17 protein-coding genes are annotated in these 22,946 nt (G+C 64.4%); 10 read left to right on the top strand and 7 right to left on the bottom strand.

What is annotated here, in order from left to right:
- Positions 1-28: 28 nt before the first annotated feature.
- A complete protein-coding gene (locus AB4Z19_RS02950; RefSeq protein WP_442028387.1) occupies positions 29-607 on the top strand; it encodes a CPBP family intramembrane glutamic endopeptidase in 579 nt (192 codons plus the stop codon).
- Between the two features lie 30 nt (positions 608-637).
- The gene (locus tag AB4Z19_RS02945; protein ID WP_442028389.1) at positions 638-1,048 is read left to right on the top strand and encodes a YciI family protein; all 411 of its coding nucleotides are present in this window, start codon (positions 638-640) and stop codon (positions 1,046-1,048) included.
- Here AB4Z19_RS02945 and AB4Z19_RS02940 read toward each other — a convergent pair whose 3' ends face one another.
- On the bottom strand, positions 1,049-2,539 hold the full coding sequence (locus tag AB4Z19_RS02940; RefSeq protein WP_442028390.1) for an AMP nucleosidase: 1,491 nt from the start codon (positions 2,537-2,539) through the stop codon (positions 1,049-1,051).
- Positions 2,540-2,608: 69 nt separating this feature from the next.
- On the opposite strand from AB4Z19_RS02940, the gene AB4Z19_RS02935 reads away from it, so the two are divergent.
- Positions 2,609-3,340 carry a substrate-binding periplasmic protein gene (locus tag AB4Z19_RS02935; protein WP_442034209.1) on the top strand — a complete coding sequence of 244 codons (732 nt, stop codon included), beginning with the start codon at positions 2,609-2,611 and terminating at the stop codon, positions 3,338-3,340.
- A 1-nt stretch (position 3,341) separates the two neighbouring features.
- Here AB4Z19_RS02935 and AB4Z19_RS02930 read toward each other — a convergent pair whose 3' ends face one another.
- The 4 genes from AB4Z19_RS02930 to AB4Z19_RS02915 are packed head-to-tail and all read right to left on the bottom strand — an operon-like array spanning position 3,342 to position 6,512.
- Positions 3,342-4,061, bottom strand: coding sequence for a TorF family putative porin (locus tag AB4Z19_RS02930; RefSeq protein ID WP_442025617.1), 720 nt, complete (start codon positions 4,059-4,061; stop codon positions 3,342-3,344).
- The gene (locus tag AB4Z19_RS02925) at positions 4,013-5,287 is read right to left on the bottom strand and encodes a S8 family peptidase (RefSeq protein WP_442025616.1); all 1,275 of its coding nucleotides are present in this window, start codon (positions 5,285-5,287) and stop codon (positions 4,013-4,015) included. Before AB4Z19_RS02925 ends, AB4Z19_RS02930 begins: the two co-directional genes overlap by 49 nt.
- Positions 5,284-5,940, bottom strand: a complete 657-nt coding sequence (locus AB4Z19_RS02920) for a zf-HC2 domain-containing protein (RefSeq protein ID WP_442034207.1) — start codon at positions 5,938-5,940, stop codon at positions 5,284-5,286. The genes AB4Z19_RS02925 and AB4Z19_RS02920 overlap by 4 nt, the downstream gene beginning before the upstream one ends.
- Positions 5,937-6,512 (bottom strand): RNA polymerase sigma factor, encoded by a 576-nt coding sequence (locus AB4Z19_RS02915; RefSeq protein WP_442025614.1) that lies wholly within the window; start codon positions 6,510-6,512, stop codon positions 5,937-5,939. Before AB4Z19_RS02915 ends, AB4Z19_RS02920 begins: the two co-directional genes overlap by 4 nt.
- Positions 6,513-6,654: 142 nt before the next feature.
- On the opposite strand from AB4Z19_RS02915, the gene mrtJ reads away from it, so the two are divergent.
- From mrtJ to AB4Z19_RS02880, 7 genes are all read left to right on the top strand, one after another.
- On the top strand, positions 6,655-6,993 hold the full coding sequence (gene mrtJ / locus AB4Z19_RS02910; protein WP_442025613.1) for a JDVT-CTERM system glutamic-type intramembrane protease MrtJ: 339 nt from the start codon (positions 6,655-6,657) through the stop codon (positions 6,991-6,993).
- Between the two features lie 16 nt (positions 6,994-7,009).
- Positions 7,010-9,664 (top strand): choice-of-anchor D domain-containing protein, encoded by a 2,655-nt coding sequence (locus AB4Z19_RS02905; protein WP_442034205.1) that lies wholly within the window; start codon positions 7,010-7,012, stop codon positions 9,662-9,664.
- Complete coding sequence (locus AB4Z19_RS02900; RefSeq protein ID WP_442025611.1) at positions 9,661-9,882, top strand: DUF4266 domain-containing protein; 222 nt, start codon at positions 9,661-9,663, stop codon at positions 9,880-9,882. Before AB4Z19_RS02905 ends, AB4Z19_RS02900 begins: the two co-directional genes overlap by 4 nt.
- A gap of 11 nt (positions 9,883-9,893) precedes the next feature.
- Positions 9,894-11,024 (top strand): DUF3570 domain-containing protein, encoded by a 1,131-nt coding sequence (locus AB4Z19_RS02895; protein WP_442025610.1) that lies wholly within the window; start codon positions 9,894-9,896, stop codon positions 11,022-11,024.
- Complete coding sequence (locus tag AB4Z19_RS02890) at positions 11,021-11,914, top strand: FAD:protein FMN transferase (protein ID WP_442025609.1); 894 nt, start codon at positions 11,021-11,023, stop codon at positions 11,912-11,914. Before AB4Z19_RS02895 ends, AB4Z19_RS02890 begins: the two co-directional genes overlap by 4 nt.
- Positions 11,911-13,896 carry a protein-disulfide reductase DsbD gene (dsbD, locus tag AB4Z19_RS02885; RefSeq protein ID WP_442034204.1) on the top strand — a complete coding sequence of 662 codons (1,986 nt, stop codon included), beginning with the start codon at positions 11,911-11,913 and terminating at the stop codon, positions 13,894-13,896. Before AB4Z19_RS02890 ends, dsbD begins: the two co-directional genes overlap by 4 nt.
- A 144-nt stretch (positions 13,897-14,040) precedes the next feature.
- On the top strand, positions 14,041-15,390 hold the full coding sequence (locus tag AB4Z19_RS02880; RefSeq protein WP_442034202.1) for an amino acid permease: 1,350 nt from the start codon (positions 14,041-14,043) through the stop codon (positions 15,388-15,390).
- A 62-nt stretch (positions 15,391-15,452) separates the two neighbouring features.
- Here AB4Z19_RS02880 and pbpC read toward each other — a convergent pair whose 3' ends face one another.
- Both pbpC and AB4Z19_RS02870 read right to left on the bottom strand, forming a co-directional pair.
- The gene (gene pbpC, locus AB4Z19_RS02875) at positions 15,453-17,780 is read right to left on the bottom strand and encodes a penicillin-binding protein 1C (protein ID WP_442034200.1); all 2,328 of its coding nucleotides are present in this window, start codon (positions 17,778-17,780) and stop codon (positions 15,453-15,455) included.
- Between the two features lie 5 nt (positions 17,781-17,785).
- A complete protein-coding gene (locus tag AB4Z19_RS02870) occupies positions 17,786-22,834 on the bottom strand; it encodes an alpha-2-macroglobulin family protein (RefSeq protein ID WP_442034198.1) in 5,049 nt (1,682 codons plus the stop codon).
- Positions 22,835-22,946 lie beyond the last annotated feature (112 nt).

The raw sequence follows: 22,946 nt of genomic DNA, 5'->3' as shown, positions 1-22,946 counted from the left end.
CGTTTATTGCAATCGCCCGGAGCGTCAATTGGAAGCAAGGTACGGCCCGCGTTCACAATGGCTGGTCTGCGCGCTGATGTCGGCCGTTGGCCTGCTGCTGATGCGTTTTGCGCAGCACGCAGCACTGCCGCAGGCGCTGGCCGTGGGCCTAGCCTGGCCGCTGCAACTGGCGGCAGGTGCCCTGGCCGGGCTCGTCGTGGGCGGCGGCTCTCTCTACAGCGCTATCTTCCAGTCTCACCGCCAGCTGGCCCGCCGCACGGCGGACAGCTACTCCCGTCTCGATCTGAGCGGGCTCAATCCCATCTGGATCTCGCTTGCCGCCGGCATCGGTGAAGAACTGCTATTCCGCGGTGGACTTCAGCCGCTGCTGGGCATCTGGCTCACTTCCCTGCTTTTCGTGCTGCTGCACACCCGCGCCTATGAATTCAGGCTGCGCGATAAAGTCAGCTGGATGCAGGCGGGCGGCGTGCTCGCCATGAGCGTCGCCCTCGGCCTGATGTTCCAGTATGTGGGACTGATTGCCGCCATCAGCGCCCATGCGGCCGTCGATATTTGCGGACTTTATGCGGTGCGGATTGTCGATTCCCGCCGCGCCGGCACGTCGTAGGATTACATCAACCAACCGAGGAGTTTTCAAATGCGCTTCATGATCATGGTCCGTGCTAACCACATTTCCGAATCGGACGACCTGCCGGACGAGAAAATCGTCACCGAAATGACCGACTACCACGAGCGCCTGGCTGCCGCCGGCTTCCTGGTGGACGCCAACGGCCTGCGCCCCAGCAAGCTGGGTTGGCGCGTCAAATACAAGGGCGGCAAGCCGATGGTGATCGATGGTCCCTACTCTGAAACCAAGGAGCTGATCGCGGGCTACACCATCATCGACGTCCCCGACCGCGAAACCGCCATCGAGTGGACGCGCCAGTTCCCCGCCCCCTTCGGCAAGGACCTGGAATGCGAAGTCGAAGTCCGCCAGATGTTTGAACTCGACGACCTGCGCCCCGGCGAGGCCGTCGACCGCTTCAAGGAACTGATGAAGAAAGACTGATTACTGGAAGGCGACCTCCATGAAGCTGCGCAGCTTGCGGCTGTGCAGCTTGTCCGAGCCTTGTGAACGCAGACGTTCCAGGGCGCGGATGCCGATGCGCAGGTGCTGGTCTACCCGGTCGCGATAGAACTGGTTGGCCATGCCTGGCAGCTTGATTTCGCCGTGCATCGGCTTGTCGCTCACGCACAGCAGCGTGCCGTAAGGGACGCGGAAACGGAAGCCGTTTGCGGCAATGGTGGCGCTCTCCATGTCCAGCGCCACGGCGCGGCTTTGGCTGAAACGGCGCTCCGGCGTACGCTGTGGCAGCAGCTCCCAGTTGCGGTTGTCGGTGCTCGCCACTGTGCCGGTACGCAGCACGCGCTTCAGCTCATGGCCTTCCAGCTGCGTGACCTCGGCCACGGCGCTTTCGATCGCTACCTGCACTTCGGCCAGGGCCGGAATCGGCACCCACAGTGGCAAATCCTCATCCAGCACGTGGTCTTCGCGCACATAGCCGTGCGCCAGCACATAATCACCCAGCTGCTGGGTGTTGCGCAGGCCGGCACAGTGGCCCAGCATCAGCCAGGCGTGCGGACGCAGTACCGCGATATGGTCGGTAGCCGTCTTCGCATTGGCCGGACCGACGCCGATATTGACCATGGTGATGCCGCTGCCGTCGGCGCGGATCAGGTGATAGGCCGGCATCTGCGGCAGGCGTGGCGGCACGGCGCCAAAAGCGTCCATCGGCTGCGCAGGCTGGCCCGCACGGCGCGACACGATATTGCCCGGTTCGATGAAAGCGATATAGCCGTCGTCACCCGGCTTGGCCATCAGCTCATGGCCCAGGCGCACGAATTCGTCGATATAAAACTGGTAGTTCGTGAACAGCACGAATTTCTGGAAGTGCTCCGGCGAGGTCCCGGAATAATGGCGCAGGCGCTGCAGCGAATAATCCACGCGCGGTGCGGTGAACAGGGACAGCGGCTCCGGCTCGCCAGGTGCCGCTTCAAAAGTGCCGTTGGCGATACCGTCATCCATCGCGGCCAGATTCGGCAGATCGAATACATCGCGCATCAGCATGCGGCGCTCGGCACTCATATTGCCTTCGATGTGGTCGTTCTCGGCAAAGGAAAAGTGGATCGGGATGGGCTGGGCGCTCAGGCCCACTTCGATTTTCATCTGCTGCTGGCCGTGGTTCTTCAACAGCAGGCGGAACTGTTCATGGTAGTAGCGCTCGAACAGGTCGGGCCGCGTCAGCGTGGTTTCGAACACGCCGGGACCGGCCACGAAGCCGAAGGATAAGCGCGAATCGGCGCGCGCCACGGTATCGGTCTGCACCCGCACATACGGATAACACGCACGGACCCGTTCAGCCGGCGTTTCGCCTTCAACAAAGCGCTGCAGCGATTCCCTCAGGTAGATAATGCTCTCATTGTAGATCGCCTTCACCTGCGCTAGCGCCGACGCAGGATCGTCGTGCAGGGTGGGCGTGACAAAGGGACGGCTCTGCATGGTACAACTCCTTTCAGGTTGCTCCATACTATCATCTATAATCACTTCAGGAGTATTACGGAATACGCAATGAAACGGAAAATCCTCGCTTTCCTGTTAGGCCTGAGCGGGGCAGCCATGGCATCCGGCGCGGAGCCGGTGACTGTCGCCTGGCGTGATAAGCCGCCCTACTATTACACCGAGAACGGTGTCGCTAAAGGCTTTCTGCTGGATCGGGCTCGCCAGATATTTGCCAGTGCCGGCATTCCGGCCAGATTCGTCAACGAACCGCAGAAGCGGATCTGGACCAATTTGAAGTATGGCGTCAGCAATTACTGCTCGATCAGCTGGTATCGCATTCCCGAACGCGAAGCCATTGCGCAATACAGCCTGCCAATTCACACCGACCAGCCACAGGGCGTGCTGGTGCATCCGTCGGCTCTGGACCGCGTGCGCAGCCACGATAATCTGAAGGCCCTGCTGGCCGACCCTACGCTGACGCTGGGGATGGTCGACGGCGTTTCATACGGCATGGAACTGGACGGAATGATCGCCAGCAGCGCCAATCACATCATGCGCCGCACGGTGGAAACCAGCGCCATGCTGCGCATGCTGGCGGTAGGCCGTGCCTCCTACATCTTCGTGGATCGCGAAGACTGGAACTATCTGCGCAACAAGGAAAACTCGCTGCAATCGCTGGTCCTGCTGGATTATCCGGACATGCCGCCCGGCCTGAAACGCCATGTGGTCTGCAGCCGCGACGTACCGGCCGAAACGATGGACCGCCTGAACCGCGCCATCGCCGCCCGCGCCGGCAAATAAGTCAGAAAGCGCGTGCCACCGACAGCACGACTTCGTGGTGCCATTCGCGCTCGCGCGTGGTGACGCCGTAGATATCGGTGCTCACGCCGCTGCGCAGACGCGCCACGTCCAGCGAGACTTGCGCCTGCCAGCCCCGGTGCGAAGTCGCCAGCCCAATGCGCGCTTCGGGACGGCTGATTTCGGAACTGTCGTGGGAATACAGATAGCCGCCATGCCAGAACATCTGCAAGCGCGGCGCCAGCGACCAGCCGCCATTCACTTCGCCATACAGTGTGCGCTCGCCGAAGCCCAGATAATTCGGCGCATAGTGCAGCCGCGCGCTCACCGTTTCACCGGACAAGCCGACAAAAAACTCGCGAAAGCTCCAGCTGGAATTGCTGGGAAAGGCGTAGGCCGTCACGCCCGTCTCCCACGACAGGCCGGACTCCATGCGATGCGCATAGCCCGCATAGCCTATCCATTGCGCGCTGCGATGCGATTCGATCGCCAGCTGGCCCGTCACCACCTGCCCGCCCGCATACCAGCCGGACGCGCCATCGTAATTCAGCGCCAGCCGCGCCGCGGCCCTGCCGTCGCTGAGCGAGACACCGCGGTACATGTAGTTGGAAAGAATACCGGCACTGCCACTTAACTGCGCATGCGCTTCAGACGCCAGCAGCCAGGGCAGGATGCTCAGGGCGAGCGTGCGAAGCGGCTGGTGGAGCTGGGTTGGCATGCGCATGAACATTTTCCTGTAATGCGCATGATGGTGGCGCAAAGATCTATTCCCGTCAACGGTGCATTGCCTTCGTTCAGGACGATCCCTTCACGCAGCTTGGCAGACGCGAGCTCCGGCTTCAGCTCGCCAATCAGGGCCAGCATGCCGGACACGTGGGCGGCGGCATAGGATGTCCCGGACACTACGCCCCAGCGTCCACCCGGCATGGTGGTCGGCACATCGCGGCCCGGCGCCAGCAAGGCGTGCATGCCATTGCGCGGCGGAGCGCCATCCGAGGCCACGGCAAACACACCCGGCGTATTGGCCGGGAAGCCGCCGTCGGGCCGGGCCGGGTCGACCGCACCCACCACGCGGATGCCGCGCGCCTGGGCCACTTCCACCAGCTGCTGCAGCAGCCTGTCCTGCGGGCCGGACAGACTGAGATTAATGATCTGCGCCCCGTTCGACAAGGCAAAATTCATGGCTTTGGCCAGGGTGAAGCTGTTGCAGCGGGTCGCGCTGCCGGCCTGCCAGCAGGCGCGCAAGGCCATCAGGCGCGCATCCGGCGCCACGCCTTCGATGCCGACGCCATTGCCGGCGCGCGCTGCGATCACGCCCGCCACTGCGGTGCCATGCAGCTCCGCCACATAGTTCTGGCCATCGACAAAGTTCTCTTCCACCGACACCTGCCCGAGCAGGTCGGGATGATTGCTCTCGATGCCGCTGTCCACCACCGCCACCGTCACCTTGCGGCCGGTGGCCGCCTTGCGCACTTCATCCAGCTGCCAGGGGCCGGCGGCGGGCTGCACGCGGTACAGCGGATCGCTGCCGGCCTGCGCCACGAAGCCCTGGATCTCCTGCGCCCACTCCACGCGGCCGTCGCGCGACAGCGCATCCAGCACCGGCGCCGCGGTTTTACCGGCGGGCAGGCGCATACGGTAGCAGTCCACGTTCAGCGCCGGCATGGCCCAGTCTTCCAGCAATTCGAGCTTGTATTCCTGCGCCACGGCGCTGGCGATGCGCTGACGGGCGGCCCGGCCGGCGTCCTCACGGTAATTGGCGCTGCCGTAGCTGTCGGCGCGGAAGTGCGGCGCCGGGAGATGCAGCATGACCAGGATTTCGACCGTGTCCGGCACCGCCGCTTCCGCCTTGGGCGGGACGAAAGGCCCCGCCTGCGGCAAGTCCTGCCCCGGCTGCGCCAGGGCGCTGCCGGCAAGCAGGAATAAGGCGAATGCCAGGATGCGTTTCACGGCTGGCTCCCTGCCGTCATCGATTCCGCCAGCTCCACCGATGGGTTGGCGCGCAATGCGGACAGCAATTGCTTCTGATGGTCGGCATCCACATCCAGCATATAGGCGCCGGTGACCGTCGGGCCGCCGATGATCTGGGCGCCGTTGGCTTGCAGGATGCGCTGCACGTCCTGCACCCGCGCATCGGCCCTGAAGACCACCAGCACGTCGGGCGTGGACGCCGGGCCGTGACCCAGCGCTTGATAAGCCGGGGCTTCATCCGCCGGCAGCAGTTTCACCGCCAGCACGGCGATCACGGCGAATTGCGCGGCCAGCGCCCAGCGCTGCCAGCGCGCTTCGTCCAGCCAGGCGCGCACGCGGGCGCCCAGGCCGGCCAGCACGGCGGACCGCGGCTGCATCGGAGCCGGCGCTTCGTCCAGCTGCGGCATCAGCCGCGCCAGCGCGCGTTCCGGGTCCAGACCGGCAGGCAGCGGACCTTCGGTTTCCAGCAGCTTGCGCTGCCAGGCCAGGTCTTCGCGGCAGGCGGCGCAGCCGCGCAGGTGATCCTGCACGCGGCCCGCTTCCACCTCGTTCAGCGCACCGGAGGCGTACCAGGGCAGCAGATCCTGCAGCGCCTGGTGGTCGGTGTCGGTCTTTGTGGGTTGGGTATTCATTGCATCTCTTCCATATGATCGGACAGCATGTCCTTCAGCCTTTGCTTTGCGTGGAACATGCGCGTCTTCACGGTGTTCACCGGACATCCCATGGTGTCGGCGATCTCCTGATACGCCATGCCGTGGTAATACGTCAGGCTGACGACCACGCGCTGCTCCATCGGCAGCGCATCCAGGGCGCGGCTGACGCCTTTCTGCAGCTGGCGCGCAGCCAGGGCGTGTTCCGGCTCAGTGCCCGCTTCGCCCACGGTTTCCTCCTGCGGCTCCAGCGGCTCATCCAGCCCGCGCAGCGCCTTCAGGGCCTGACGGTAGGCGATGCCGAAGATCCAGGTGGACAGCTTGCAGCTGCCATCGAAGGTATTCGCCTTCTGCCACACCACCAGCATGGTGTCGTTGATGACCTCCTCAATCAGCGGCACATTACGCGTCATCCGGTCCAAAAACCGCGCCAGCCGTGAAAAATAGGCGCGGTACAGGGCCTGGAAGGCGAGCCGGTCCCCGCCGCCTATGCGCCGCAGTAACGCTCCCTCATCCAGCTCGTCCGACACGACACCCCTCCCGCCAATCCGCATGCAAATTCTCCTCTGGTGCCGTGAATACGCGGCTGAGGAAAAAAGGTTCATCGGAAACGAAAAAATATTTCTCCATTCAATTTTGAACCATTTTTTCACGGACGGGTATTGACCGTTACAACATTGACAGATTGCTCAGCTAGTGCTTGCCCCAACCCTCTTCTGCGGCCCCGCCCTACTTTTTCCGGACCCGGCCGGCCTGGTGCGTCTCCTCCTCGTGGCGCCCCTGCTAGAAGAATGGATTGTGCGTGCGGGTTTGCACGACTGGCTTCTGCGGCGCTTTTCTCCCCTCCCGGCGCTGTTCGGAAGCGCTGCCGCCTTCAGTGCCCTGCATATGGGGTCGGGTCTGATAGCGGCAGCGCTGGTGTTCTCGCCCGGCTTGCTGTTCGGGATAGCTTACCAGCGCTGGCGGGACTGGCGGCTATGCGCCCTGATACACGCGCTGTGCAACGCCTGCGCGATCAGTGTTTGTGGATCTTAAATTGAATGGAGAAGCGATGAACCGAATTCGAATGCCCCGCCGCGGTGGACTGCTCGCCGCCGGACTTTGGGCCGTGCTGTCCCTGGCGCCCGTCGCACAAGCAGCCGATGCACTGAACGGCAAGAGCCTGTACCTGAACGGGCCTGTGTCCGGCGGCACCGCTTGCGCCTCCTGCCACGGTCCGACGCCTGCCAATAACGTCAACGGCATCCTCCGGGCAGCCAATAATCCGACTGTCATCAGCAACGCTTTCGCCGCCAACCTGGGCGGCATGGGTTCTCTCTTCAACGGCAAATTTTCGTCCGCCGAAATCGCGGACCTGGCAGCCTTTATCGGCAATCCAAACGTGACGGCCGCGCCGGCGGCCTCGCTGGCGCCCACCACCTTGACCTTCGCCGGCACCACGGTCGGACAGGACAGTGCTGCCCTCAGCACCACGCTCACCAACACCGGCAATGCGGTGCTGAACATCAGCGCGGTCGGCGTGGGCGGCGCCAATGCCGGAGATTTCGTCATCAGCGGCGGTAATTGCAGTGCGGGCGGCTCGGTCGCCGCGGGCGCGACCTGCAATGTGCAACTGGTGTTCCATCCCACCGCGGGCGGCGCGCGCAGCGCGGCGCTGAACATCGGCCATAACGCGACCGGTGGCAGCAGCAGCGTCTCCTTGAGCGGCACAGGCAATGCCACGCCGACGGCGACTCTCGCGGTTTCCGCCAACGCGCTCAATTTCGGCGCGCTGGTAACGGGCGCCGCATCGCCGCTGCAAACCATCACTGTCAATAATGCGGGCCAGGCGCCGCTGAATTTCAGCGGCATCAGCCTGTCCGGCGCCAATGCGGGCATCTTCACACTGGACGGCAGCTGCGCTGTATCTGCACCGGTGGCGGCGGGCGGCAGCTGCACGGTCACTGTGGTGGCGACGCCAACGGCCGCCGGCCCGTTTGCCGGCAGTCTGAATCTGGCGTCCAACGCCAGCAATGGCGCGGTGGCGATTGGCCTGTCGGGCAGCGCGAGCGCACCGGCGCCGGCATTGGCAGCCAATCCAACGGCGGTGGCATTCGGCGCCCAGACCGTCGGGGCCGGTGCGGCAACGCAAAACGTGAGCATCACCAATCGCGGCAATGTGCCCGTGACCTTCAGCAGCATCGCCGTCAGCGGCGCGGCCAGCATTACGATCGGCAGCGGCGGCTGCGGCGGCACGCTGGCTGTAGCGGCCAGCTGCAATGTGCCGCTGGCCTTCGCGCCCACAGCGGAAGGCAATGCGGCGGCAACCTTGCTGGTGCGTTCCAATGCGCCTGACCTGTCGGTAGGCATCACCGGTTCAGGCACCACGGCAGCGGTAGCGCGCCCGGTGCTGTCCGATACCAGCCCGGTTGCCTTCGCCGACACGCAAGTAGGCCAGCAGGCAGCCACCCACACCACGACACTGAGCAACAACGGCAATGCGGCGCTCAAGATTTCCTCGCTGGTACTGAGCGGCAGCAATCCCGCCGACTTCACGCTGGCAGGCAGTTGCGCCGTCAACGGCACCGTCAGCCCCGGCGCCAGCTGCACCATCATCTCGGCTTTCAAGCCCACGGCAGCTGGCGCGCGCACCGCAGACCTGGTCCTGATGACCGATGGCGGCGCGCAGCTCAGCGTGCGCCTGAACGGCAGCGGCGTGGCAGTTCCGGTGACCACGCCGTCGCTCACGGTCAACCCGCAATCCTTCGACTTCAGCAGCGCCAATGTCGGCGACGCCGGCCCCGTCAAACGCTTCACGCTGACCAATACCGGCAGCGCAGCTCTGATCATTAATAGCGCAACTTTCAGCGGCCCGTTTGCAGCCAGCAGCGACAGCAATGCCTGCGGCGCCTTCCCGCTGACACTCGCAGCCGGCGCCTCGTGCGACCTGCCTGTGCGCTTCACCCCATCCACCACCGGCAACGTTAGCGGCACTGTGACGTTGCAAGCCACGGGCGCAAGTTGGACCATCGCCCTCAGCGGCCAGGGCTTCGCAGCAGCCCCTGTCAACAATGGCCTGGTCCAAAACCGCGGCGGTGGTGGATGCTCCGCTGCGCAGAACGGCAACGATCCCATGCTTGCCGTATTGGTAGTGCTCGCAGCAGGTGTGCTGTTCTGGCGCCGCCGCAAGGCACGCGCTACGCAGCACGGCGCTGCCCGCGCCGTGGCCGTCGCCGGCACGCTGGCAGCCGTCGCAGCCTGCGCCGTACTGGCCTTGCCCTCCCCCGCTTCCGCGCTGGAGCCAGGCAAGCCTGCGCCAACCTTCGCGCTGAGCGGCCCTGCCGGCTCCGTGAATCTGGACCAGTACCACGGCAAACTGGTGTACATCGATTTCTGGGCTTCCTGGTGCGGGCCGTGCCGGCAGTCCTTCCCCTGGATGAATGAAATGCAGGCGCGCTACGGCGGCCAGGGCTTGCAGATTGTCGGCATCAATGTCGACGCCAAAGCCGAAGACGCGCGCAGCTTCCTCGCCGACACGCCCGCACGCTTCGTGATCGCCTTCGACCCAAGCGGCACCGCGCCGCGCACTTATGGCATCAAGGGCATGCCAAGCAGCGTGCTGATTGGCCCGGACGGCAAGGTGCTGTATGAGCACAGCGGCTTCCGTCCCGCCGATCGTGAGGCGCTGGAAAGCCGCATCAAGGCGGCATTGGGAGCGATCAAATGAAGGCCCGCATCGTCATTACGCTGTGCGGCGCTGTTGCCGCGCTGTCCGGCTGCGCGCTGCCGCCGGTGCAGCCTTGGGAAAGAGGTGAACTGGCGCGCCCGGACATGCTGATCCAGGGCGACGCCCTCGAAACCCGCTTCAATGAACACATTTACGCCAGCAAGGAAGCTGCCTCCGGCGGCAGCGCCGTCGGTGGCGGCGGCTGCGGCTGCAACTGACAGGGAACACCATGGAGAATAACAAACCCCCCGTAGGCCAAGCCCTGCTGGCAGCGGCCATGCTGCTGCCGGGCCTGGCCCACGCCGAATCGCCGCCGGAGCGCGGCGCCATCAGCGTCAAATACCTGTATTACAAGGAAGACCAACCGGGACTCGACCGCGTGCGCGTACATTCGCCCTCCGTTTCCATCATGACGCCTGTGGCAGGCGAATGGTCGATTGCGGGCAGTGCCACCGTGGACGATGTCTCCGGTGCGTCGCCACGCTATCACACGGCCATTTCCGGCGCGTCACAGATGGACGATTTGCGCAAGGCAGGCGACGTGACAATCACCCGCTATCTGTCGCGCGGCACGGTCAGCGTGGGCGCGGCCTTCTCCACCGAGCATGATTACCGCTCGCGCGCCCTGTCGCTGCAAGGAACGCTGGTCAGTGAAGACAAGAACACGACCTGGGCGCTGGGCATCGGCGGTTCGGACGACACCATCAATCCCGTCAACAATCTGGTGGTGAACGAAGGCCGGCAAACACTGAGCATCCTCGCAGGCGTGACGCGCGTGTTCACGCCGGTCGATATCGGCCAGGCCACCTACACGCACAGCAGCGGCCACGGTTACTACTCCGATCCCTACAAGCTGGTCGACAACCGGCCGCGCGGCCGCGATCAGGATACCGTGCTCCTTCAGTGGAATCACCGCTTCATCGAGCGCGATGCCACCAGCCGCCTGAGCTACCGCTACTACCACGACAGCTTTGGCATCAGTGCACACACGCTGTCGGCGGAATGGGTGCAGTCGCTGTCGCATGGCTGGACCATCACGCCCACCCTGCGCCTGTATTCGCAACGCGCCGCCGATTTCTACTTCGATCCTGTGTACGACGCCAAATTCGGTGCGCCCTTCCCGCCCGGTTATGTGTTCGGCGGCACGGCCTTTACTTCGGCGGACCAGCGCTTGTCGGCGTTTGGTGCGATTACGGCGGGCGTCAAGGTCGCCAAACAAATCGGCAAGGACTGGAGCGTGGACTTGAAGGTGGAACGCTACGAGCAACGCGGCTCCTGGCGCGCATTCGGCGACGGCAGCCCAGGCCTGGCGCCGCTGCGCGCCACCAGTCTGCAAATTGGCTTTACACGATTGTGGTGAACGATACCTACACTGCCGCTTTTTCCGCCATGGGCAGCCGCTGCGAGATCCGCATCGCGGCAGCCCACACCGACGCTGCGCGCGCCAAGGCCACCCAGGCGATCGATGAAGTGCGCCGCATCGAAAGCAAATATTCGCGCTACCGCGCCGACAGCGTGATTGGCCGCATCAACACAGCGGCAGGCTCGCACGAAGTGGAGTGCGACGATGAAACGCTTGCCTTGCTGGGCTATGCGGACACGCTTTACGCCGCCAGCGAGGGGCGCTTCGATATCACGTCCGGCGTGCTGCGCCAGGTCTGGGATTTTCGCCACGGGATCATGCCACAGGATGGCGCGCTGGACGCGGTCCTGCCGCTGGTGGGCTGGAACAAAGTTGTGCGCCACGGGCATTCCATCTTTCTGCCCCTGCGCGGCATGGAGCTGGATCTGGGCGGCTTCGGCAAGGAGTATGCGGTGGACCGCGCGGCCGAGGTGCTGGCTGGGCTGCGCGTCCAACACGGTTATGTGAATCTGGGCGGGGATATGCGCTTTCTCGGACCACGCTCGGATGGCGAGGCCTGGGACATCGGCATTCAGGACCCGCGAGATATGTCCGCCACTGTCGCCAGTATTCCGCTGGGACGCGGCGCACTGGCGACCAGCGGCGATTATGAACGGTTTATTGAAGTGAATGGACGGCGCTACTGCCATGTGCTGAATCCACTGAACGGCATGCCGGTGTCGTACTGGCGCTCGATCAGCGTCGTCGCACCGCTGGCCATCACCGCAGGCAGCTGCACAACGACGGCCATGCTGCTGGAGGAAGACGGGCTCGATTTTCTCGAGCGCTCCGGCATGGGCTATCTGCCCATCGACAACGAAGGCCGCATTTTTCGGAGAACTCCATGAAGTCGATCTTTCACTGGCTATGCGCGCTGCTGCTCGCGGCATGGCTGCCTTCCGCGCTGGCGGACGATTTTCTGCCGCCAGAGCAAGCGTTCGTGCTCAGGGCAGAATTGCGCGATGCTCATATCGTGTCGCTGCATTGGGCAATGCCGCCGGGCTATCACCTGTATCGCGAACGCCTGTCCTTCACTGGTCCGGGCGTGACGCAGCCGAAGCTGCCAACTGGCCAGCGCAAGTATGACGAGAATTTCGGCAAGGAGATGGAGACTTATTACTCTGCGCTCGACGTCAGCGTGCCGGTGTCGAGTGCCGCGCCGTTCGAGCTCACAGTGGGCTACCAGGGTTGCGCGGACGCGGGCCTGTGCTACCCGCCAGTAGCGCGCACGTTCACCGTCAACCCCACCGCTCCAGGCGCCCTCACCGCGCGAGCAAGCGACGCCGCCCCCACGACGGCCAGCACCCTTGCATCCGCCGCCAACACCGGCGCCGGTACCGCGCCTGCCCGAGGTGCGGGTAACGCGGACCGGGAAGGTGCGGCCGCCGCCGCGGGCGGCGCGGCGGATAATCGGCGCCAGGCGCCTGCAGATGGCGGCGCTGCGGGCGGCGCGCCGGACGGGCGGCGGCTGGCTGCTGCGGATGACGGCGCCGCGGGCGGACAGCGGGCGGCTTCCCCCGTGGAGGACGATACGTCGCTCGCCCAGCGCACGCTACAAAGCGGCAGCGCGTGGCGGATTGGTGGCGCTTTCCTCGTCTTTGGCTTGCTGCTCTCCTTCACGCCCTGCGTACTGCCGATGGTGCCGATCCTGTCGTCGATCATCGTCGGCGAGGGACAGGTCACGCGCAAACGCGGCCTGCTGCTGGCGGCCGCATATAGCCTGGGCATGGCCCTGGTCTATACCGCGCTTGGCGTGGCCGCGGGCCTGGCGGGCGAAGGTCTGGCGGGTGCGCTGCAAAAGCCTTGGGTGCTGCTGACATTCGGCGCGCTCCTGGTTGCGCTGGCCCTGTCGATGTTTGACGTCTATCAGCTGCAACTGCCCAGCGCCCTACAAAGCCGCTTGAGCGAATCGAGCGGAAAACAGAGCGGCGGCAAGATCGCAGGCGTATTTATCATGGGTGCGCTGTCCGCCTTGATCGTCGGCCCGTGCGTGGCCGGACCATTGGCCGGCGCTCTGCTCTACATCAGCCAGACCGGCAACGCCGCCACCGGCGGCTGGGCACTGTTCGCGATGGCGGCCGGCATGAGCGTACCGCTGCTGCTGACGGGACTCTCTGCAGGCAGCCTGCTGCCAAGAGCCGGCGCCTGGATGAACAATGTGAAGAAAGTTTTCGGCCTGCTGCTGATCGCGGTCGCCATCTGGATGATCAGTCCCGTACTGCCGGTCACCGGCGCCATGGCGCTGTGGGGCGCTTTCGCCATCCTGTGCGCCGCCTTCCTGCGCGTGGGCGAAACACTGCCGCAGGGCGCCGGCATCGGCGCCTACTCCGCCAAGGCGCTGGGCGTGCTGATGCTGCTGGGCGGACTATTCGAACTGGTCGGCGCCGCCAGCTCCGGCACCGACGTGCTGCAGCCGCTGGCCCACCTGCGCAGCGGCGGTACGGGGGCGGCCGAACAAACGGCCTCACGCGCAGGCCCGCGCTTCACGCGCATCCGCACCGTTGCAGAACTGGACAAAGTGCTGGCCAGCGCCAGCAAGCCGGTCATGCTCGACTTCTACGCCGATTGGTGCGTGTCCTGCAAGGAGATGGCGCGCATGACCTTCTCGGAGTCCAAAGTCGCCGCCACCATGCAGGGCATGCAGCTGATCCAGGTTGACGTGACGGCCAACAACGCCGACGACCGCGCTCTGATGAAGCGCTTCCAGCTGTTTGGGCCACCCGGCATTATCCTGTTCGACGCCAGCGGCAAGGAAGTACCGCAAGCCCGCGTCATCGGCTTCATGCCGCCCGAATCCTTCGTCCGGCAGCTGCAGCGCGCAGCCAGCTAAGGGAGCACTGGCCGTCAGCGGCGCTTTGATCGACATCGGCCACAACCCGGATGCGGACATCTTCGGGCATGGCCTCTGAAATCCCCGGTATCAGGCTGAAAATGCTTTAGAATCACCCGCTTCTATCACATTCCGGAAAGAGAAATGAGTGAACTGAAACGGGGACTCAAGAGCCGCCATATCCAGCTTATCGCGCTGGGCGGGGCTATCGGCACCGGCCTTTTCCTGGGTATCGCCCAGACGATCAAAATGGCCGGGCCTTCCGTACTGCTTGGCTACGCGGTGGCAGGCTTCATCGCCTTCCTGATCATGCGCCAGCTGGGCGAGATGGTGGTGGACGAGCCGGTCGCCGGTTCCTTCAGCTATTTTGCGGACAAATACTGCGGCCACCTGGCCGGCTTCATGTCGGGCTGGAATTACTGGGTGCTGTATGTGCTGGTCAGCATGGCCGAACTGTCGGCCGTGGGCATTTACGTCCAATACTGGTGGCCGGCGATTCCAACCTGGGTGTCGGCACTCGCCTTCTTCCTCATTATCAATTCGATCAGCCTCGCCAATGTCAAGGCTTTCGGCGAGATGGAATTCTGGTTCGCCATCATCAAGGTGGTGGCGATCGTCGGCATGATCGGCTTCGGCGCTTATCTGCTGCTGTCCGGCAGCGCCGGACCGGAGGCGACGGTGGCCAATCTGTGGCAGCACGGCGGTTTCTTCCCGAATGGCGTGGACGGACTGGTCATGGCGATGGCCGTGATCATGTTCTCCTTCGGTGGCCTTGAATTGATCGGCATCACGGCGGCGGAAGCGGACAATCCATCCGTGACTATCCCGAAGGCCACCAACCAGGCCATCTACCGCATTCTGATCTTCTACATCGGCGCGCTGGGCGTGCTGCTGTCGCTGTATCCATGGCAGAAAGTAGTCACCGGCGGCAGCCCCTTCGTGCTGATCTTCCATGCCCTGAACAGCAATGTGGTGGCGACGGTACTGAACGTCGTGGTGCTGACGGCCGCCCTGTCTGTCTACAACAGCGGCGTTTACAGTAACAGCCGCATGCTGTACGGCCTGGCCAAACAAGGCAATGCACCGAAGGTCCTGCTGTCCGTGAACAAGCGCGGCGTGCCGCTGGCGGCGCTGGGCGTTTCGGCTTTCGCTACCGGCATCTGCGTGGTGGTGAACTATCTGATGCCGGGCAAGGCGTTTGAAGTGCTGATGGGACTTGTGGTGTCCGCACTGATTATCAACTGGGGCATGATCAGCTGGATTCACCTGCGGTTCCGCGCGCAGAAGAAGGCTGAAGGCAAGGTGACCGCTTTCCAGAGCCTGGGCTATCCGCTCACTAATTACCTGTGCCTGGCCTTCCTGGCCGGTATCCTGGCGGTGATGTGCCTGACGCCGGACCTGCGCATTTCGGTGTACCTGATTCCGGTGTGGCTGGGCGTACTGTATATCGGTTTCCGCAGCAAAGGCAGCAAGGACGCCACGGTCGCTGTTTAACACCACACAGCAACGGCTGGTGCCTGCCACGGCGTGGCAGGCACCGGGTTCACGCCCTGGGTTTAACCATCGACGCCGACGACCAGGTTATCGTAATGGCCGGCGCCGTCCACCACGGCGATGCTATGCCGGCCCGCTCCACCCAGCGTAAAACTCTGGCGGCGCCCGCTGCCGTTCACCGGCACCGGCTGTCCGTCCAGCAGCCACCAAAGGCGGCCCGTGCCGCCCACCGCATCCAGCGTCACCTTCACTTCCTTCTGCCCCGGCGCCGAACGCAGGCGGCTGCCATCGCGCAGGCCGACCAGGCGCACGCTGCCGACCGAACGCGTATCGGGACAGTCCGGCGACCATGGCGTCAGCCCCAGCGCTTCCTGCTGCTGGGCGGGCAGCCAGGCTTCCAGCAAGGCCGGCCAGCGCGCCACTTCACGCTGGCGCGCCAGCGGCTGGCAGGCAGGCGTGGTGCGCAAGCCCGTCTTCGGATCGAGCCACACCTGCTCCAGCAGGCCGCGCGAGCGCAGGCGATCCGGCAGCGTGGGCGGAATCGTATCGCGCAGCACCCAGGCCGTCCGCTTCACATGGCAATGTTCCGGCGGCGTTTGCGCCGCAGCCGTGCCGAGTGGCCAGCAGACCTGGGCCACCGACACTTCGGCCGGCCGTGCATGCGATATCGGCGCACTGCGCGGCAGGGACAACGCGATCTGATGCAGTAGTGGCGCAGCCACGTTCGCGCCAAAGAAACCAGGATTCGGCGTGCCATCCGGACGGCCGATCCAGACACCCAGCGTATAGCGCCCGCTCACGCCAACCGCCCACGCATCGCGGAAACCATAGCTGGTGCCGGTCTTCCAGGCCAGCCGCACGCCGCTGGTATCCTGTTCAACGAAAGGCTGGTCCGGATGGCCACCGCCCTCCAGGATATTGCGGATGATGAAGGCCGCGCCGGGACTCATCAGGCGCGCCTCATGCACTGGCGCATCCGGCGTGATGCGCGGCGTGCCCGCCACGCCATCCGCCGCCAGCGCGCGATAGGCGCCCACCAGTTCTTCCAGGCTGGTGCCGGCGCCGCCCAGAATGATGCTCAGATTCGGCGCGGCGTCGCGCGGCAAACGCAAACGCAGGCCGCCGGCGGACAGGCGCGCCGCAAAGCGCGCCGGGCCGATACGGTCCAGCAGATCCACGGCCGGCACGTTCAGTGAGCGCTGCAAGGCTTCCGACACGCTGACTGGTCCGGAGAAACTGGCCTGGAAGTTGCCGGGGTCGTAACCGCCGAAGGATTGCGGCGTATCGGCCAGCAGGCTTTCGGAATGGATCAAACCTTCGTCCAGCGCCATCGCGTACAGGAAAGGCTTCAGCGTGGAGCCGGGCGAGCGGATGCCGCGCACCATGTCCACATGACTGAAGCGGCGCGCATCCGAGAAATCGGCCGATCCGGCGTAGGCCAGGATTTCCATGCTATGCGTATCCATCACCAGCGCAGCCATCGACACGAAGCGCGGCAACTGGCCAACGCGGTCGGCCAGCATGCGCTCCACGGTCGCCTGCATTTCGCGGTCCAGCGTCGAATGCACCACAGTCCTGGCCTGGCCTTTGCGCGCTGCGCGGCGTGCCGCCTGGTGCAGGCGCTCGGCTGCCAACGGCGCCACCCAGGCCAGGCGCGGCGGATTGGCGCCGACTTTTTCCATCAGCGCGTCATCGACTTCCGATTGCGGCCAACGGCCCAGCGTCGCCATGCGGCGCAACACCTTGTCGCGCGCCTGCTGCGCCACGTCCGGATGTCGGTCGGGCCGTAGCCGCGAAGGCGCTTGCGGCAGTACCACCAGCAGCGCCGATTCCGCGGAGGACAACTGGGACGAGCGCTTGCCCAGATAACTGCGGCTGGCCATTTCCACGCCTTCCACAATGCCGCCCATCGGCGCATGGTTCAGGTACAGCGTCAGGATATCGTGCTTGGACAGGCGCAGTTCCAGCTGCACAGCACGCGCGATCTGGCGCAGCTTGCCACCCATGCTGTGCGGGACCGGTTCCAGCGCCCGCGCTACCTGCATGCTCAGCGTGGAGCCGCCGGACACGATATGCCCTTGCGTAATCCATTGCCAGCCCGCGCGCAGCATGGCCACTGGATTGACGCCCGGATGCCAGTAGAACCAACGGTCCTCATACGCCAGCAGCGATTCCAGATAACGGGGCGAGACTTGCTCCGGTTTGACCGGAATGCGCCATACGCCATCGGCATCCGGCCAGCCGCGCAAAGGCTCGCCGTCACGCGCCACCACCAGCAGACCGGGCATGTCGCGCGGCAGCGGTGGCGGGAACAACTGGTCAAGCAGCAGCAGGAAAGTCAGCAGGCCAGCCAGGGCTGCGCGCAGCGGATGGGCGCGCAGCCAGGCCATGGCCGCTATTTCCCTGCTCCGCGCGGATCGACCACGGTCACCGCTTCAGGCGACGGGCCGTATGCACGGATGCCCGGACGGTACATGTCTTCCGCGAAGGTGCCCGGCACGCTGAAGCGGCCCGGCGTCACCACGCGCAGCATATAGAACAGGCGGATCGGATTGTCGTTCAGCCGCACTGCCGCGACGAAGCGGTCGTCACGATACTCCGTATGCTTGATGCGTTCATCGGCCATGGACTGCGCCAGGTTGAAGCCTTCGACCTCGAAATCACCGGCCTGCGGGCCTTGCGACAGGTTCAGATTCTCCACTTCCAGACCGGCCGGAATGTGGTCGACGATCATCGCATCCTCAATGGGCTGCTTCGATTTCGCCGTCACGCGCACCAACAGCATGTCGCCCACTTTCAGTTGGCCACCCGTCCACGGCTTGCCGTTCACGTTGAACCAGTGGCGTTCCAGCGTCATCTTGTCGGTGCTCGCCACCGGCGCCTTGAGTGGATAGCCGCTGGCTTCCACTTCCAGCCACAGCGGGTTCTTGCCCTTGTTCTCGATCGAGATGCCCTTCACGGCCAGCGCCGGATCGATGCTGCGCACTTCGCTGGCCTGTGAGCTCAGCGACTGGCTGGTATCGCCGGTTTTCAGCACTGCCTGCCATGGCTCGGAGGTCGTGCCGCCGGCAGCCCGCGCAGCCAGGAACAGCGCCAGGCGCTCCTGAGTCGAGTAATAGTGTTTGTTGTTCAGCCGCTCCGACATGCCAATCAACAGGGATTCGCGCTGCGGATGGCTGACCTTGTGGCGCACCATCAGTGCATAGGCCAGCGCATTGTCGCGCACTGCAGTGCCATAGTCGCCCAGCCAGTCCCAGTCCCAGTTGGAACGAATGCCGTATGGACGCGACATGGCCTCGTTGATGGCCGCCTCGCCGCGCTTGGCGTCGCCCATCAGCTGCAAGGCGATACCGAGATGAACCAGCGGCAGCGGCGAGCGCGCGCGGTCGCGGTACTGATCGTACAGCAGCCGCAGCGAAGCGAGCGACGCTTTCTGGTCACGCGCCAGCATATAGCCAATATGCGCCAGCTCGGCGAAGCGCTGATGGCTGTTGCGCAGCAGGTCGTAATCGCGCCAGTCGTAGCGCCCCTCCGCATCCGGCTTCAGGTTGGCAGGCAGGCCTGGGAACTGGCCGCCGGCGCCATTCAGCTTATCGGTCATCCACTGCTGCGCTTTTTTCGTCATGTCTTCCGGCACATTGAAGCCGGCTTCGCGCGCATCCATCAGGAAGCCCGTCACATAAGGCGTCAGCCAGGCTTCGTAACTGCCGCTATCGCCGCTCCAAAGGCGGAAGCCGCCCGCGCTGCCCTGCATGCCCGCGATACGGCCGATCGCGCCCTCGATGAAGCGTGCCCGCTGCTCACGGGTGTGCGGCTCCAGGCCGACTGCCTTGGCGCCCTCCTCGTCGATCAGCACATGCGGATAAGCCGCGCTGGTGGTCTGCTCAAGGCAGCCATACGGATAGTCCAGCAAGCCCTTGACGATGCTGCGCACATTGAGCGGCGGCTTGTTCGACATGGTCACGCTGAGGGTGGCAGAGCCTTTGAAGAAGCGTTCCACCATGGCCGCATCCAGCTTCTGCGTGGCGCCCGGCTCGATGCGCAGGCGCACCGAGTCCTGTTCGCGCGCTACCGGCGGCTGGATCTGCAGAGCGAATTCGCGATGCAACACCACGGGTTTGGCGCCGCCTGTCTTCACGTCCAGCGTAATGCGCGACAGGCCATAAGGCTCGGTCGGCTCAATATTGAAGCGCAGGATCTTGCGCTGGCGCGTCGGCAGCTTCAGTGTGCGTTCGCCCTCCGCCACCTTCAGCAGACGGTCGGCATCGAGCTTGATGGAGATATCCTGCTCGCCCGGCATCATATTGGTCACATCCAGCGCCAGCGTGGACTTGTCGCCAGGCCCGATGAAGCGCGGCAGCGCCAGCTCGGCCACGATCGGCGCGGACACCGTCACTTCGCGGTCCGTGCTGCCGTAGGATTCGGCCGTCGAAGCTACCGCCATCAGTCGCAGGGTGCCATTGAAGTCCGGGATATCCAGCGGAATATCCGCCTCGCCTTTCGCATTCAGCTGCACGGGACCGGAGAACAGGTCGATCAGCTTGACCTTCTTCGGCATGCTGCGCGTATCGCGCTTGCCGGCGTCGCCGCCCCACTTGATCTTGCCCGGCGTACCGTCCATGCGCTCAATCAGCTTGCCGTAGATATCGCTCAGCTCAGGGCCGAAACGGTGCTTACCGAAGAAGAAATCGAACGGATCAGGCGTCTTGAAGCTGGTGATGTTCAGGATGCCCACATCCACTGCGGACACGGTCACCATGGCCGCCTTGCCTGCCGCACCATCCACCTTGACCTTGACGGTCATGTGCTTTTCCGGCTCCACCTGGGGCGGTGCGGTCAGGCTCACCTTAAGCTTGCGCGCACTGCGGTCCAGCGGCAGCCAGGCCATGCCAACGGCACGCGCCGGCGTCACGCGGTCGCCCTGGCTGCCGGGACGGAACACCACGGTGGACACATACATGTCCGCGCGATTCCAGTTCTTGTCGACCGGGATGGTCACGGTGGTGCCATCCACGCTGACGGATGTGCGGGTGCTCCACAATACCTTGTCCGCTTCCACCATCACCAGCGCTTCGCCATCATGCGGCGGCAGGATTTTCAGCTTCACTTCACCGCCCGGCTTGGCCGGCGCACCTTCCAGCTGCACGCGTACGCGGTCCGGACGATTGCCGATGTTCTCGGCGTCCTGCGCATTCCAGCCGGCGTAGAAGCGGTAGCGCGCCACCAGCTTGGTGACCGGGTCGGTCACTTCCAGGCGATAGCGGCCCCACTGCACCGGCAGGGTCAGTTTGGCACGGGCCTTCAGCGCCACAGCGCCCGCCTGTACGGTCTCCTCCGCTTCCGAATAGCCGGAATGCCAGCCACGGTCGGCATCGAAGCGCCAGTAGTATTGACGGTCTTCGCGCACCAGGCGGAAGGCCGCTTCGTTCAGCGGCACGAATTTGCCGGCCGGGTCCACCCGCACCAGTTCGAATTCGGCCATGCTGCCTTCGCGCGCCACATCGGCATCGAAGGCCGGACGGATACCGATCATCTGCGGACCAGGCCACCACAGGCGTTCCACCGAACGCACCACCGGACGGCCGCCCGATTCCAGCAGGCTGAATGAGGCACGCACGCGCAGCGGAGAACTCAGGGCATCGCTCTTCACCGGCACTTCCACGCTGCCCTTGCCGCTGTCATCGAGCGCGGTTTCCGGCAGCTCGCCATGCGCCTTGGCGCTGTCGTCGGCCACATCGCCAAAGATAAAGCCCGGCCATTCTTTTGGCAGGGGATTGCGGGCACGCTCCTGCGCCACGTTACCCAGCAGGCGGTTGCCCGCGGCTGGTGCGCCGTACAGATAATCGCCCTGCACATCCACCGTGAAGGAGCCGGCATCGCGCGGCAAAGGCGCCTGATCGGTGGTCAGGGTAAGCTTCATGCGCTCCGGCAGGAACTCTTCCACCTGGAAGGAATAGATCGCATCGGGACGTTTGGATGCCGGGTCGGCGCGGAATTCCAGCGCCCATTTGCCGGTGGCCGCATCCGGCGGCAGATCGATACGCTGCTGCAGATAGCCCGGCGTTTTCGCATTGGGCTGCCACATGCTGGAATTGACCGTTTCGCCGTCCGGCTTTTTCAACTCGACCTTCACCGGCGCCGGCTGCAAGGCCGTGCCCTCGGCGCTGCGCGCCAGCAGCGACACGGTGAACTTCTCGCCCGGACGATACAGATCGCGTCCCGACCATGCAAACAGCTTCACATCGCGCGGCAGGTGGCCGCCGATATCGAATTCGGACAGGTCAAGGCCCGGTTCACGCAGCTGGACCACGGACATTTCCTTGTCGCGCCTGACCATCAGCAGCTGCGCCGCATCCGGCAGGCCTGGCAGCACGCCGTGGCCATCGCCCTCGGTCTTGCCGCGCTGGAGCACTTTGCCGCCCTCGCCCAGCACTTCGATATCGATGCCGCCCAGCGCCTTGCCGGACTTGAGCGAGGTGGTGAACACGTCGGTCTGCTTGACCTGGCGGCGCAAGTGCAGGCCGATATCGCTGACATAGAAATAGGTGACCTGGTAATCGTCCTGGAAGTGGCCGGGACGGCGCATCACGGCCACATAGACGCCTGGGTCCTTCAGCTCCGTGATTTTTTCCACCGGCAGGAAGCTGACCTTGCGGCTGTTCTTCACCTCATTGGTAACGAAGCGGTTGCTGTACACGCTGTCGGCAATGCCCTCCAGTGCATTCAGCTGGTAGCCGTAGGTCTGGCCTTTGAAGTGATTGCGGGATTCCCAGTAATCGCTGTAGTCCTCTTCACCCGAACTGTTGCTGCGGTGGCCGGACACCAGATCGAAGAACTTCTGCATCTTGCCCGGCGCCACGCGCAGGAATTCCACATCGACTTCGGGAATATTCACCGTCACCACCGGCAGGCCGCCATTCAGCCCGGCCGGCAGCACCGTGCCCTTGCTCGCGAAATAGAAGGACGGCGCCATCTCGTCGCTCAACACCTCGCACTTGTGCACGTCGGCCAGCTTGCGGCCATTGCTGCCCGCCATGGCCTGGCCGATCTTGATGTTGTAGCGGTGGCCCGCTTTCACAAAGGGGAACACCAGCACATGGGGATTATCCGCCACCACCCACGAGCCCTTTACCTTCTGGCTTGCTTCGTCGGGCTTGGATTCGGCCGGCGTGGATTTGCCGTCGCCGAGATCGATCACTTCAATCAGCTGGTCGAGCTGCTGGCCCTCGGCCACGACGTCGGAGAACATCACGGCCAGCGCAGGCTGGTCGTCATGCAGGCGCGCCTGGCAACTGTTGACGGTGAACGGCGCATTGGGGTTCGCGATCACCGCGTCGCCCACGGCCGGACGCGGCGCATTGGGCCGCTTCATCCACCACATGCCGGCTGCCGTCGCCACCACCACCGCCGCCAGCACGCCTCCCGCCAACAACTTTTTATTCATGCGCTCTTCCCAGGCTCTTGTAAAGATATCAAATAATACAAGAAATGCTCTGGGGCAAAACTCGCGAATTGTCACTCTATCGGCTTGCAATCGTCGCCCATAGTGGAATACT

The sequence above is a fragment of the Pseudoduganella sp. RAF19 genome (genome assembly GCF_052114165.1).
Lineage (GTDB): Bacteria > Pseudomonadota > Gammaproteobacteria > Burkholderiales > Burkholderiaceae_D > Rugamonas.
This window is presented reverse-complemented; position numbering and strand designations above follow the sequence as displayed.

Bases quoted from the DNA above. Each gene is read 5' to 3' on its own strand.
- AB4Z19_RS02930 (WP_442025617.1), bottom strand. From the start codon at position 4,061: ATGCGCATGCCAACCCAGCTCCACCAGCCGCTTCGCACGCTCGCCCTG.
- AB4Z19_RS02920 (WP_442034207.1), bottom strand. From the start codon at position 5,940: ATGAATACCCAACCCACAAAGACCGACACCGACCACCAGGCGCTGCAG.
- AB4Z19_RS02945 (WP_442028389.1), top strand. From the start codon at position 638: ATGCGCTTCATGATCATGGTCCGTGCTAACCACATTTCCGAATCGGAC.
- AB4Z19_RS02900 (WP_442025611.1), top strand. From the start codon at position 9,661: ATGAAGGCCCGCATCGTCATTACGCTGTGCGGCGCTGTTGCCGCGCTG.
- AB4Z19_RS02905 (WP_442034205.1), top strand. From the start codon at position 7,010: ATGAACCGAATTCGAATGCCCCGCCGCGGTGGACTGCTCGCCGCCGGA.
- dsbD (WP_442034204.1), top strand. From the start codon at position 11,911: ATGAAGTCGATCTTTCACTGGCTATGCGCGCTGCTGCTCGCGGCATGG.
- AB4Z19_RS02940 (WP_442028390.1), bottom strand. From the start codon at position 2,539: ATGCAGAGCCGTCCCTTTGTCACGCCCACCCTGCACGACGATCCTGCG.
- AB4Z19_RS02895 (WP_442025610.1), top strand. From the start codon at position 9,894: ATGGAGAATAACAAACCCCCCGTAGGCCAAGCCCTGCTGGCAGCGGCC.
- AB4Z19_RS02935 (WP_442034209.1), top strand. From the start codon at position 2,609: ATGAAACGGAAAATCCTCGCTTTCCTGTTAGGCCTGAGCGGGGCAGCC.
- pbpC (WP_442034200.1), bottom strand. From the start codon at position 17,780: ATGGCCTGGCTGCGCGCCCATCCGCTGCGCGCAGCCCTGGCTGGCCTG.
- AB4Z19_RS02915 (WP_442025614.1), bottom strand. From the start codon at position 6,512: ATGCGGATTGGCGGGAGGGGTGTCGTGTCGGACGAGCTGGATGAGGGA.
- AB4Z19_RS02880 (WP_442034202.1), top strand. From the start codon at position 14,041: ATGAGTGAACTGAAACGGGGACTCAAGAGCCGCCATATCCAGCTTATC.
- AB4Z19_RS02870 (WP_442034198.1), bottom strand. From the start codon at position 22,834: ATGAATAAAAAGTTGTTGGCGGGAGGCGTGCTGGCGGCGGTGGTGGTG.